Raw genomic sequence first — 13,207 nt, 5'->3', positions numbered from 1 at the left:
AAGGAGGAAAAACTATGACTATCGCATTTCAAATAGTCCTATTGTGTGTCATCGTTATTTCATTTTTAGGTGTTATGGGTTCCAATAATGATATGCTTTTACAGGATAGATTGATGGGAGCCTTTTACGCAAGCCTTGTAGCATTCATTGTAAGAGTGGTGTGGCTATGAACAAAACATTAAAAAAGCAGCTGCGGAATTGGAAAAACCAACAACAGGAAGTAAAACAGTGCAGGAAGCCATGGAAACGCCGTACCGAGAAGTTAACGGAATTCGAACTCAAAAGCCTTATGGATGTAAATAAAAGTAAAAGAACCTCTATCCATTTTCAGAGGTTCTTTCTGCTTTACATATTGATTTTAGATGGGCTGTTACGATGTTCTCCATTAAATCGGGAGTAACCTGCCCAGGTTCAAGTGTGCCATGGATGGCCAAGCCGTCAATGAGTGCGTATAATCTTTCTGTTTCGAGTTCCGCATTCAAATCAGGAAGGGCGAGCCCTTGATCCACTAGAGAATTGATGATGAGTGCCATAACGGATCTTAATTCCCTGTATACTTGTTGGCTGAGGGAAAGAAGGGATTTGTCCGATAAGGCTTTGGCTGTAAATGCAAACCAGACCTCTCCTTCAAATCTTTTTTCTTCATCCATGGGCAGCAATTCTTTCAGTAAAAGCTTCATGCTCTCCCGTGAAGGCCCGGAAAAAGAAATGCTTCTGATTCGTTCTTTCACCCTTTCTGAAACAAGATTCATGGAGAACGCAAACAACTCGGACTGCGAAGAGAAATAGTACCGCAGAGAACCGACAGACATTCCGGCTTCTTCGGCAATCTTGCGTACGGTTGCCTGCTCCATGCCTTCTTCCCTGATGACCCTCCAGGCAGCTTCAGCAACTCTTTGTTTTTGTTTTTCGTGATCAACGATTTTTGGCATAGTTTGATTATATCATGATTGATTTTTTTAATACAGACGTGTTAAATTAATTTTAATACAGTTGTACTAAAAAGGGAAGTGTAAAATGATTGGCTGGTTAATCATAGGTTGTGAAATAGGATTTTGGATATTTGTCATTGCGGGCTTATTCGCCCGTTATATTTTGAAAAAAAAGAAGCTAGGCGGATATTTGTTGCTCTGTACTCCGATTGTCGACTTGATTTTGATCGCTGCCACCGTGATGGATTTGAAAAATGGGGCTGTGGCGGATATATTTCATTCACTAGCAGCGATATATATTGGCGTAACCGTGGGATTCGGCAAGAGGATGATTCACTGGGCGGATGAACGATTTGCATACACTTTTGCTGGCGGGCCAAAACCAAAGAAAGCTCCGCGTGGAGGGAAAGAACATGCCCGAAATGAACGAAAGGGCTGGTATCGCCACTTGCTCTCATGGGTGATTGGTTGCTCTTTATTATTGGCAATGACTGCATTTGTTGGTGATTTATCGAGGACGCAGGCTTTGTTAAACTTCATCCCGCGATGGGGATTCTTTCTGGCTATTGATTTTATTTGGAGCTTTAGCTATACCCTTTGGCCCAAAAAAGATAAATAGTTTGCAAGACTTTTCTATGAATCTGAAAAAAAGCTAGCGTCATTGCCTCTCTTATTCCGGTTTGAAAAGGAGAATTTGCAAAAGGAAGATAAAGAAACTTAACAGCAAAGGGGCTAAGGCGACTATATAAAAAATGGTGTTGGCGGCTCCAGACAGGAATTCCGGTTGAAAGGCTTTATACTGGGGTAACTTCTCGAAACCACCAAAACAATTGCATGGTTTAGGTTTGAGCAATTACCAAGGAGCTTGTGGAAAAAATTTCGTTATGAGTATACTGTGGCGTTCCTCATGGCTCCTTATGTTTTGTTCAATAGTTTTGTGGGAGGAATAGGTGCAGGAGGAGCGGCTGTGGTTGCTTATGTGCCCATTTCTATATTCCTTCATTCATGATAATTTTTATGTATTTTGGATTATTATCTGAGCCACTATTTTTAACGCTCAATGGCTTTGCTGTTGAACCACATTGGGAACCTAAATAAGTTAGTCTAAGTTATATATAGGGAAAATCTGCAACAAGCCAGGAATTGGCAGAACACTTTTGTAAATGTGTTCGAGTATGTGGTGTTTGTTAAAAGATGATATCAGGGAAATATTACACTAGGGGAGATAATAATGGATATTGATTTTTTAGTTTGGTCTTTTTTAATCATTTTTATGCTCCACAATTTTGAAGAAATTATCATGATTGAAAGGTGGTTTAATGAATCGTATCCTCGTATTCGTGAACGAATACCCTCGTTTGCTAAAAAGGAAGTGGATAAATTTGGAACTATGACCTCAGCTCAGTTTTCTGCGGCTGTATGTGTAGTTTTTATTGTAGCTTCCGCTCTAATTTTAATAACAATAACGACAAAACAGTATTACCTATTCGTAGGTTTAAATATTTTTTTTGCCTTAAATATTTTTACTCATCCTGTTCAATCTATATTTCTAAGAAGCTATGTTCCAGGGGTATGGACAACACTGCTAATTATTATTCCATATAACATTTTATTTTTTTACCAGCTACATCTTAATGGAATCTTAAATGCAGGCACGGTTATAAGTGCCTTAATCGTAACGATATTACTGATACCAGTATTGATGATAAGTCACAAAGTTGCAGAAAAATGGACTCTAAGGTAAATTGATTATCTAACTAATACGGATTTTCACAAGGTAATCCGAATAACGTTTTTCATTGTTAATTTCTATCTTTATTATGAAGACGTTCTTTTCTATTGTTTTGAGGATGAATAGAAACGAGGGGACAAGGAATGGACGGAAGAATAAAGGAATTTATCCGTGCACTGAGAGCAAAATTTGGATTGGATTCATATGATTTGGCGAGATATAATCTCGGGCGGACTGTAAATGTTTTTAATGAAACCCTTTATACATTAAGTACAGAATGGGTTCCACAGCATATTCCTATTCCAGAGGATGATTTAAATCCAGATGGGACAGCAGTGATTGAGTTGGATTTAAATAGTGGGAAAGTGAGAAGTGTGATTTTCGTTGGAGGGAAATCTTTCGCAAAAACTGTTTTGTTTGATCATTTGGATACGAATGCTATCATCCAATGGATTGAGAAGGAGACAGGTCTTACATATCGACAGCATTTTCAATTGCAGAAGGAAGGGGAAAGGGAATTTTTGTTCCGGGAGTGCATAGATGGTGTTGATGTTTCGCCTTCGGGAATGATTGAGATTAGCTTTGATGCTGAGGGGAAGCTTACCATGTTCACCGTACATGGCCAATTTCCAGTACAACAACAAATAAGAAAAGAAATTTATAATCTTTCGCTTGAAAAGATTAATGATGTGGTAAAGGCGCAATTGCAATTGATTGAATTTCCAGTTGATGCAAAGCAGCAGCTTATTCCGATATATGGGTTAGAGGAAGTATATATTACGAATGATCAAACCAAGATAATCCCATTTGAATTCGTTGTAAACTCTAATACTACAGTTGATAAAATAATGTCATGGGATACCTCTCTTGGTGTGCCATTTGTAAGAAAAGAACTCAATCTCGTGGAGGAGGTAACGCTAGATGAAGCACTTTCTAGAGAGCCAAGCCCTGAAGCATTTCCAATTACAAATATAGAACAAGAAAAATGTATCACGGCAGTCAACAATTTTTTAAGACAAGAATATCCTCATGATACAGATAAGTGGATTCTCAAAACCTTGCATCGTCATAAGCAATATGTCCATGCTACCTTAAAAATGAAGAAACAAGATAATCGTATATTTCAAAGGAAAATGACAGTGATAATTGATTCTAAACAATTTTACGCAGTAAATTATATTGATAATCTACCGATGCTAGAAATGTTTAATCAATTTCAGAAAGCGGAAACGGCCACAATTGCGAAAGATGTAGCATACGATAAGTTGAAGGATAGGTTTGAGTTAAAGCCTTATTATGTTTATGATACTTCACAAAAACAATATATCTTATGCGGAAAATTAGACTGTGTTTATGGAGTGAATGCATTAACTGGAGAGGTTCTTGCCTTAGACGAATTGTAATGCGAATAGAATTGAGAGGTTGTTTATAAATAACTCTGTCCCTTGTCCCATAGTGGCAAGGGAATTTTTTTATATATCAAATTGAAAATGATGTATAGTTTTAATAAGTCCATTTTGGCTATTTAAATGGTAGTAATTCAGCTTTTACACAAATAAACTGAGTGCTAGTGTTTGCTTTGAACGTTAAATAGGATTTCCTTTTGAAACTAACAGGGCAAACTAGTGACACAAGCTCCCTGACTGAACTGGACAGGTTGATTTAACTTCATTCAGCAGAAGTCTCACACTTCTGTAAGTGGTAAGATGAATGCATATTAAGATTCCATTCAGTGGGGGTTTAAACCCTGCTGAATAAAGTTAAAGACTCCGGCGGATGCCACAGAATTTCAGGGGAAATTTATCGAGCGGAGCTCGATAAAATCTGGGCGCAAATACGCCAAGGCGCATTTGATTTCCTGATTTTCGAAAAAATGCAAGAGGGGTGATCCTTAATGAAAAATAGTGAAACGAATCCAAAAGTTGAAGAATTTTTAAGTAAAGCAAAGAAGTGGAAGAAAGAGTATGAGAAGTTGAGAAATATCATTCTTGACTGTGAGTTGTCCGAAGAATTTAAGTGGAGGAACCCCTGTTACACGTTTGAGAAGAAAAACATTGTGTTGATACAAGGGTTTAAAGAATATTGTGCGCTTTTGTTTCCAAAAGGCGCCTTGTTGAAGGATACCCACGGGATTCTAGTCCAGCAAACGGAGAATGTACAAGCGGCGCGCCAGATTCGGTTTAACAACCTTCAGGAAATAGTTGAGTTGGAAACTATTTTGAAAACCTATATTCATCAGGCTATTGAGATTGAAAAAGCCGGATTGACAGTAAAAAAGAATACAGAATTCAGTATTCCTAAAGAACTTCAAAATAAATTCGAGGAAATTCCTGATTTAAAAACTGCTTTTGAGGCACTGACACCAGGAAGGCAAAGGGCATACAGCCTATATTTTTCAGCACCCAAAAAATCTGTAACACGGGAGTCAAGAATCGAGAAATATATGCAGCACATTTTAAATGGAAAGGGATTAAATGATTAGATATTCCCTAATACTAGTGTGAAGTAATGCGATACTGTCGCAACAAAAAAATAACCACCATTGGGTAGTTACTTTTTTATTTTCATCTTTGTGAACTGGCTTCTAAAGAGCTATTGCCTGACGAAAAGTGTTGGAACATTTTTTCATGTTGACCACAAAGAGCGAACTAGAGACCGGCGGTCGACCTGCCTTCACTCACCGAAATAGTTTAAACGATGTATCGAATTCCGGCCAAAATGAAGCTAAATATCCCATATATGATGATGCCTTTTAAAAAGCCTATTAAATGAAAAAGATAACTCTTATGACTGTTTAATGAGGAAGTACCTGGAATTTCAATAAATTTAGGGCTAATATAGCAGAAAATAAGCCAATCGATAAATAGCAGATCAACCAAGCTTATTACAGAAAAAATTAAAAAGAAGTGGAGAAATAACGATAAAAAACTAATATTATCACTGTAGTGTAATGAAGATAGATAAGGGATAATAAGTAATATAACGATCAGTGGTAGGCCAATTAATAGAAATTGTGTTTTCTCTTTTTTTGTCTTTGGAAGCGAAGCTTTCTGAATATCCTTTGGATAATCGTTTAACCATAATCTAGGATTATAGTATAGCGAGGCTAGAACAACAAATGAAAAAATAAAAGATAGAATAAGACCCTCCCAAAAAATTTGAGAAAAATTGAGCATTGCGCCACCTCATTTGTATTAAGTAAAAAAACTTTCCTCAGGGAAATTTTTTAAAAAAGTATAGCGCATATTAATTGCTTATACAATGCTTTTTAGGGATTCGGACATTCATTAAGGGGAAGCAATAGCATACAAAATTCTAAGTGTGAGCAGCTTATTCTCCACGGTTAGGGACTTATGTCTTCTTAGCATTACTTGTCGCAACAAAAAAGTAACCACCCAGATAGCTCAGCAATCATTTGGGAGTTACTTTTTTATTTTCATCTTTGTGTGCCAAGTGCTGAGACCTTTGTCTTTAAATTTATTTTTCTGGAACATGTAAAATTTAGACCTCATCTACTAAAGGCAATCTCGGTTTGAGAATGTGTATGTCCTTTTGAATGGATTGCTTGGATTCAGACAAGCTCCATCTTGACGATTTCCACCGAAACTGCCGCTCCTCCTCGCGAGAAAGTTCCTGTTCCCGTCTCAACGAAGCCCAATTTGCGATAGAAATCCCGTGCAGTGGTTGTGGCTTCTAAATAAATTCGTACCTTTCCATCCTGTCGAATATACCCGATGGCCTTCATCATCAAGGCTTTACCAACTCCAGCCCCCGCTGCTGCTCCGGAGACAAAAAGCTTGGTGATCTCGTTGCCTTCCACTTCAACGAAACCAAGGATTGACCCGTCTGACACGGCGACCCAAAGCTCCCCGCGTTCTATCGCTGGGAGGTAAACATCCGGATCCCTCCCATCCAGCCACATGTTGATCTGTTCCTCCGTGTATTGCTCTGAACAGAGGTTGTGGACTGAATCACGATGAACGTTGAAAATCTCCTTGCGGTCCTCGGGGGTGGCAAGGCGTATAGTGAAATCTGTCATGATTATCTCCTCCAACTTAAAGCTTGTTAACGCTGTTTCATTTTTATTATAATTTCTGATTCTAAAGATCACAAGCGCTTACTTATTGGGGGATGAAGTGACCCGTACAGTGATGAAAGAAATCGTGAAACAGCCGGAAAATTAGATTACGCCATACTAATTAAGATGATAGGCTGTCTAAAAAACAAGCATGAGCTTTATATCGATTGTAAAAAATGAAACTTCATTGAGGTGGATCTATACGCGGTGTTCGACACGAATAAATGATGGGAAGTTTGGTGAATTTTGAGTTGCCCCTTCTTCGACAAGGTATTTCTTAAACTGTACAGTTTTAGTGAAATGAGGGATCTTGTTAGAAGCTTTTTTTGTTGAGATGTGTGTTATGTATATATCTTCGCCTAATAGGAATATAAGGATTTAACAGAAGGTAATTTTTAACTTCATTCAGCAGAAGTCTCTCACTTTAGTAAGTAGTGAGATGATTGGATATTGGTATTCTATTCAGTGGGGGTTCAAACCCCGGCTGAATAAAGTTAAAGCCTCCGGCGGATGCCACAGATTTTATCGAGCGGAGCTCGATAAAATAGATTCGGAATGAACCATGTTGGACAAGGGTCTTAATTTGTTGAAGGGGGAGATATTATGTGTTATGATTATCTCGAATTGAAGATAAATGGATTGTATATATCATGATTCAAGTATTTCAATTCACGTGGATGGTAAATTTTTTTGCACCAGATAGTGCTTATCAAGGAGGTCCTGCGGAAAGCCAAGTTACTGTGTAACGTGTATCTGAAGGAACACTGTCTAAGTTTTTTTAGTTAGTAGTCCAGTTGGCTCAAATGGTGTGGAAAAAGGAGATGTTATTTCAATAACACGTAGAATGATGTTTAAAAAGATAAATAATGTCTAAACAAGATAAGTAGTTTATTACTTTTTCAGAGTTAAATAAAACTAATATTGGAGGCATTAATGATGAAAGCAGCAGTATGGTATGGTGAAAAGGATATTCGTGTGGAGGAACGCAAACTAAAGCAAATGAAAGATAAAGAGGTAACTGTGCGTGTCGCTTGGACAGGAATTTGTGGATCTGATTTACATGAATATCAAGAAGGTCCAGTATTTATTCCGGTCGAAGAACAGCACCCACTAACTGGGCAGCAAGCACCACTAACAATGGGGCACGAATTTGCAGGTATAGTAGAAAAAGTAGGTAAAGGCGTAACATCTGTAGAAGTTGGTGATCGTGTCGCAATTAATCCAATGTACACTTACGGTAACAAACCAGAAGACGTTGATGCGTATGACGGATTCCAATTTATCGGACTAGGTTCAGACGGTGGCTTTGCTTCTCATGTTAATGTAGGCGAAAAACACCTTTATAAATTGCCTGAAAGTATGACCTTACAAGACGGTGCATTAGTGGAGCCCACAGCAGTTGCTGTACAAGCAGTTAAAGAAGCTAACATGCAGTTTGGCGATACAGTGGCGGTATTTGGTGCTGGTCCGATTGGTTTATTAACTACTATTGCTGCAAAAGCAGCTGGCGCAAGTAAAATCTTTGTATTCGACTTATCTGAGCAACGTTTGGCGAAAGCAAAAGAGCTTGGCGCAACACATGTTTACAATTCAGGAGAAGTAAACCCTGTTGAAGCGGTAAAGGCTATTATCCCTGATGGTGTAGACGTTTCATTTGAAGTTGCTGGTGTCGCTCCAACCTTCAAACAAGCGATTGATGTAACACGTGCTCGCGGTACAATGGTTATTGTCTCTATTTTTGCACGCCCAATCGAATGGAATCCGATGCAATTAACAAATACTGGTGTTAAAGTGACTTCAACAATTGCTTATACACCAACAACATTCCGACAAACAATCGACTTAATGGGTACAGGTCAATTAAAACCCCAAGGTATCATTACATCTCAAATAGAATTAGAGAACATTGTAGAAGAAGGATTCGAGGCATTAACAAACGATAAATCTCAAGCAAAAATTCTAGTTGAATTAAGCGGAGAAATGTAATACATTTGATGCTTTTTTTACTAAGGCGGGGCTGTCTAAGAGCCCATAAAATAGGTCAGGCGGGGCATATTGAATTTGATATGCTTCCGTCTGATTTTGTATTTTTGGGGTCCGGTTCTTGCAAACAACTGGAAAATGCCAGTCACTTTCAGAAGGTTGTAGGGGTTTCTATAATCTTGAATTCTCGTGTCTAAATTAGTAAGGGGCAAAACAAAAAATGGATCCCATTCGGGATCCATTTTTTATTGTTGTAATCGTGAGCTTATTAGCAGCATAACAAGCCCCAACATTAAAAAATATAGTGGCATCGCAAGGACTGTGCCATTATGAAAAACGCTCATACCATAGGTTATAATGCTCACGAGTAAATAATAGCCCAAGCTGAATATCGCACTCGCTGAACCAATGACATCTTGAAAGTCAATGAGTGCTAGGCTTAGACAGTTTGGTAAAGCGGTACCTGTACCAAATAATATAATAAACACACTAACTATCATGGTTGGCAATTGTAATGAAATCGGTAAAAAATGTACCGAAGTGGAGACCAATGTACCGATGAGCATAATGGTTAACCCGCGTAAGATAATCTTCTCAGGAGTTATGCGGATAACAAGACGTTTAGACAGCATCGCACCTGCAATAGAAGCGAGTGCAACGATAATGCCTAGAAACCCATACATCGCACTTGTTAGTGAAAAGTATTGCGTAAAAATAAACGGCGCCTCGGTATAATAGCTAAATAATACGCCGTTAATACCGCCTATTAATACACCATAGCGCCATAGACGAGCATTTGTAATCATGCCCTTTATTATCGGCAGTAGAGGCTTCATTTCGATTGAAGAAGGTGCTGTTTCAGGTAAGCGTAAAAAAGCATAGAAAAATACAATAACGCTCATAGAGACTAACACCCAAAACACGACTTGAAAGCCAAAATAATAATCGGTAAAGCCACCGATTAATGGACCAATGGCAGGGGTGAAGGCAAGGGCAGCTGAAATTTGAGCGAACAATTTATGACGCTCAACGCCAGAAAAGCTTTCACGTAAAATTGTTTGTGTTATGACAGAACCAACACTTGCGCCAAACGCTTGAACAAAGCGTGCGACTAATAAAACCACCATTTCATTTGCTGCTAAACAAAGCACATTACCAACAAAATATAAAAACACGCCATAAAGCATAGCCTTGCGACGACCGATTTTATCGGATATACGCCCAAAGAAAAATACCCCGAAAGCAAAAGCAATAAAGTATATACTCATCGTAAGCTGTGCATCACTCATAGAAGTTTCAAATGCTTCCGCGATGGAAGGTAACGATGGGCTAAAAATGGTTTCGCTAATTTGTGGAAATCCTACTAATACAATCAGTAATAATAAGCTCGCTGTTTTGTTTCCGATGTTTTTCTTCAAAATAATCCTCCCTAGGTAATATAGGTTTGAAAGAAAAACATCGTAGCTTGGGAAATGGTGGCTTCATGAGTTTAATTTGTTCTAAATCACTCATGAAATCACCTTCCTTTCAATAAAAATACGTAGAAAATTCTACCAGCTTTTTAGTAAATATTCAACAGCACTTATTTTAACTTCATTCAGCAGAAGTCTCCCACTTCAGTAAGTGGTGAGATGAATGCCTATTGGTATTCCATTCTGTGGAGGTTCAAACCGGCTGAATATAGTTAAAGCCTCCGGCGGATGCCACAGATTTTCAGAGGAAATTTATTGGAGCGGAGCTCGATAAAATCTGGGTGCAAATACGCCAAGTCGCATTTGATGGAATGTAATCAAAGAATAAGAGGTGGATGCTTCAGCTTGTCCCACACTTATCATTTTTTATCTTAATGGAGAGAATTTTATGAGCCCCTTTTATGAAGCTCAAAGGGATGAAAATCCTTCGAATCAAGAGTACAAACAGATATGTGCTTATATTTAAGGGGCGGCATAGGCACAAATTCTAGAGTTCAAAATCTCATCCAGCCAATTTTTTATTTCATCCAAAAGGGATTATAATGAGATGAAGTATTGGTCGACGAACTTTGAATCATGCTACACTGAAAGCAGGTGAGAATATGATTTATATAGGAGTAACTGGATGGGGTGACCATAATATATACCCAACAGGAACAGCGACAAGTGATAAATTACAGGAATATGGAGCGCACTTTCCAACAGTGGAAGTGGATTCGTCTTTTTATGCGGTTCAATCTGCTAGCAATATGGAGAAGTGGGTCAAAGATACGCCCGCTGATTTTCAGTTTGTCATCAAGGCTTTTCAAGGAATGACGGGGCATCAGCGGGGAGAAATTCCATTTTCGTCAAAAGAGGAAATGTTTGATGCGTTTAAGGAATCTCTTGCACCAAGTAAGGGTAGCGGGAAGCTTGCGATGGTCCTTTTTCAGTTTCCCCCATGGTTTGATTGCAAGAGGGAAAACGTTGCTTATTTGCGGTATTGCCGTGAAAAAATGACTGGATATCCGGTCGCCCTTGAGTTTCGCAACCAGTCTTGGTTTTCAGCCAGGTTCCGTTCACAGACTTTAGGCTTTATGGAAGCTGAAGGGTGGATTCACAGCATCTGTGATGAGCCGCAGGCGGGAGAAGGATCAGTTCCAACAGTACTTCAGGCAACCAATAAGGAAAAAACGCTTGTCCGCATGCACGGTAGAAATATCGCGGCATGGATGAAGCCCAATGGGAAAAATTGGCGGGAGGTCCGCTATTTATACCGTTACAATCAAGAGGAATTGCTGGAATGGAAGGAAAATATTCTAAAGCTTCAAAAGCAAACGAAAGATATCTATGTGCTATTCAATAATAATTCCGGCGGTGATGCTGCTGGTAATGCAAAGGAATTTATTCGATTGATGGACATAGAGTATGACGGACTTGCTGCCAAACAGCTTGATTTGTTCTAATAAGCATTTCGTCATGGTTAAACGATTACTGCACAGTAGAAAACGCCTGCGCCTCTCTAATGACTGAAGGAAGTGTATTTGTGAGAGAAAAAATTCATATCTATCATACAAATGATGTCCACAGCCATTTTGAAAAGTGGCCGAGGATCAGAAAATTTTTGAAAGAAAGAAAATCTCTGCATGAAGCAAATGGAGAAGACGTTTTTATTTTTGATTGTGGTGATTTTGTTGACAGACGGCACTCTTTTACGGAAGGGACCCTTGGGAAGGGGAATGTGGAGCTTTTAAATGATTCAGAGTATACCGCAGTCACTATAGGTAATAATGAAGGACTTACATTACCGCATGATGCTTTAAATCAACTATATAATGATGCCAAATTTGATGTATTGGCAGCAAATCTGTATTTGTCTGGTGGGACTAGACCTTCATGGGCACTACCTTATCAAATATATAGAACCTCAAAAGGAACCAAAATTGGTGTTACTGCAGCAACTGCCTATTATCGGCCTTTATACAAATTACTGGGCTGGGAACTATCTGAACCACTTTCTGAGCTGGAGAGCCAAATTGCCGAATTACAGAAGCAGGTGGACATCATTATTGTTTTATCCCACTTGGGCATGCATGATGATGAAGTGGTTGCGGAGAATAACCCACGTGTTGATTTGATTTTGGGCGGTCATACCCATCATGTTTTTATGAATGGAAAGAAAGTGAATTATACTACGTTGGGTGCTGCGGGAAGATATGGGGAGTATATCGGTTACATAGAGGCCGAAGTAGATACTGGGCCATTTTTATGGAAAAATTATACGGCTATCCTTTTCGATACAGCCGTTTTGGATAATCCTCCGAATGCAGCGGAATACATTAAAGATTTGGATGAAATTGGAAAAGATTTGTTGCAAACCGAGGTGGTCACACTCCCTGAACCGCTGAATTATTCTTGGCTGGAACAGTCCGAGTTACCGGTTATACTGTGTGAAGCATTATACAAATGGTGCAAAGCGGATTGCGCTCTTGTCAATTCTGGTCTTGTCCTTTCAGCGCTTGAGAAAGGAAAGGTGACGAAGTATGATTTGCATCGCATGCTTCCGCATCCGATCAACCCATGCGTCGTAGAACTTTCAGGCACAGAGCTTGAAGAGGTACTCCTGAAAGCTGAAGAAAGCGGCTTATCTGAGCTTGAGTTTCAAGGGCTTGGATTCAGGGGAGTGATGATGGGAAAATTTGTTTACCATGAAATAGAATACAACAAGGAAAGCGGATCTATCAAGATTGCCGGAGAGCCATTGGACCGGGAGAGAATATATGAACTGGCAACCTTGGATATGTTCACTTTTGGTGTATTTCTCCCACCAATAAAAAATGCACGGAGGAAGATATACTATTTACCGGAATTTGTCCGCGATCTGATGGAATGGGAATTGAAGAACCGATATGCTTGATCATGATATGAACCACTTCTTTTAACGTCGACAAACCGGTTATTCTGCTGCGGAGCTTTTGAACGCGGTTATTAAATCTTTACGCCCTGCCTTTGGGCAACTAATGATCCCGAC

The 13,207-nt window shown here is 39.1% G+C and carries 11 protein-coding genes; 8 read left to right on the top strand and 3 right to left on the bottom strand.

Annotation, left to right across the window (positions count from 1 at the left end; all coding sequences use genetic code 11):
- Positions 1–14: 14 nt before the first annotated feature.
- Positions 15–170: a hypothetical protein gene (locus D5F11_RS26565; RefSeq protein ID WP_185830718.1), complete on the top strand. Its 156-nt coding sequence runs from the start codon at positions 15–17 to the stop codon at positions 168–170.
- 147 nt (positions 171–317) lie between these two features.
- Here the strand turns inward: D5F11_RS26565 and D5F11_RS14940 are convergent, their stop codons facing one another.
- Positions 318–932 (bottom strand): TetR/AcrR family transcriptional regulator, encoded by a 615-nt coding sequence (locus D5F11_RS14940; protein ID WP_120116922.1) that lies wholly within the window; start codon positions 930–932, stop codon positions 318–320.
- An 85-nt stretch (positions 933–1,017) separates the two neighbouring features.
- Here D5F11_RS14940 and D5F11_RS14935 point away from each other — a divergent pair, with 85 nt between their 5' ends.
- The 4 genes from D5F11_RS14935 (at position 1,018) to D5F11_RS14920 (ending at position 5,146) form a co-directional block, all read left to right on the top strand.
- The gene (locus D5F11_RS14935; RefSeq protein WP_120116921.1) at positions 1,018–1,551 is read left to right on the top strand and encodes a hypothetical protein; all 534 of its coding nucleotides are present in this window, start codon (positions 1,018–1,020) and stop codon (positions 1,549–1,551) included.
- 612 nt (positions 1,552–2,163) lie between these two features.
- Entirely contained in the window at positions 2,164–2,676 is a 513-nt protein-coding gene (locus D5F11_RS14930) for an HXXEE domain-containing protein (protein WP_120116920.1), read from the top strand.
- Positions 2,677–2,807: 131 nt separating this feature from the next.
- Positions 2,808–4,067 carry a hypothetical protein gene (locus D5F11_RS14925; protein ID WP_120116919.1) on the top strand — a complete coding sequence of 420 codons (1,260 nt, stop codon included), beginning with the start codon at positions 2,808–2,810 and terminating at the stop codon, positions 4,065–4,067.
- Between the two features lie 491 nt (positions 4,068–4,558).
- Complete coding sequence (locus tag D5F11_RS14920) at positions 4,559–5,146, top strand: YdeI/OmpD-associated family protein (protein ID WP_120116918.1); 588 nt, start codon at positions 4,559–4,561, stop codon at positions 5,144–5,146.
- A gap of 1,089 nt (positions 5,147–6,235) precedes the next feature.
- Here the strand turns inward: D5F11_RS14920 and D5F11_RS14915 are convergent.
- Entirely contained in the window at positions 6,236–6,775 is a 540-nt protein-coding gene (locus D5F11_RS14915; protein ID WP_126646604.1) for a GNAT family N-acetyltransferase, read from the bottom strand.
- Between the two features lie 903 nt (positions 6,776–7,678).
- On the opposite strand from D5F11_RS14915, the gene D5F11_RS14910 reads away from it, so the two are divergent.
- Positions 7,679–8,728 carry a 2,3-butanediol dehydrogenase gene (locus D5F11_RS14910; protein ID WP_120116915.1) on the top strand — a complete coding sequence of 350 codons (1,050 nt, stop codon included), beginning with the start codon at positions 7,679–7,681 and terminating at the stop codon, positions 8,726–8,728.
- Positions 8,729–8,970: 242 nt separating this feature from the next.
- Here D5F11_RS14910 and D5F11_RS14905 read toward each other — a convergent pair whose 3' ends face one another.
- A complete protein-coding gene (locus tag D5F11_RS14905; RefSeq protein WP_120116914.1) occupies positions 8,971–10,143 on the bottom strand; it encodes a multidrug effflux MFS transporter in 1,173 nt (390 codons plus the stop codon).
- Between the two features lie 656 nt (positions 10,144–10,799).
- Between D5F11_RS14905 and D5F11_RS14900 the strand changes: the two genes are divergently transcribed.
- Both D5F11_RS14900 and D5F11_RS14895 read left to right on the top strand, forming a co-directional pair.
- The gene (locus tag D5F11_RS14900; RefSeq protein WP_120116913.1) at positions 10,800–11,642 is read left to right on the top strand and encodes a DUF72 domain-containing protein; all 843 of its coding nucleotides are present in this window, start codon (positions 10,800–10,802) and stop codon (positions 11,640–11,642) included.
- An 80-nt stretch (positions 11,643–11,722) separates the two neighbouring features.
- Entirely contained in the window at positions 11,723–13,093 is a 1,371-nt protein-coding gene (locus tag D5F11_RS14895; protein WP_120116912.1) for a bifunctional metallophosphatase/5'-nucleotidase, read from the top strand.
- Positions 13,094–13,207 lie beyond the last annotated feature (114 nt).

Origin of the sequence: Siminovitchia terrae (assembly GCF_003605405.2) — a bacterium.
Taxonomy (GTDB): Bacteria; Bacillota; Bacilli; order Bacillales; family Bacillaceae_C; genus Siminovitchia; species Siminovitchia terrae.
Note: the sequence above shows the minus strand (reverse complement) of the source record. Positions and strands in the feature narration are given on the sequence as shown.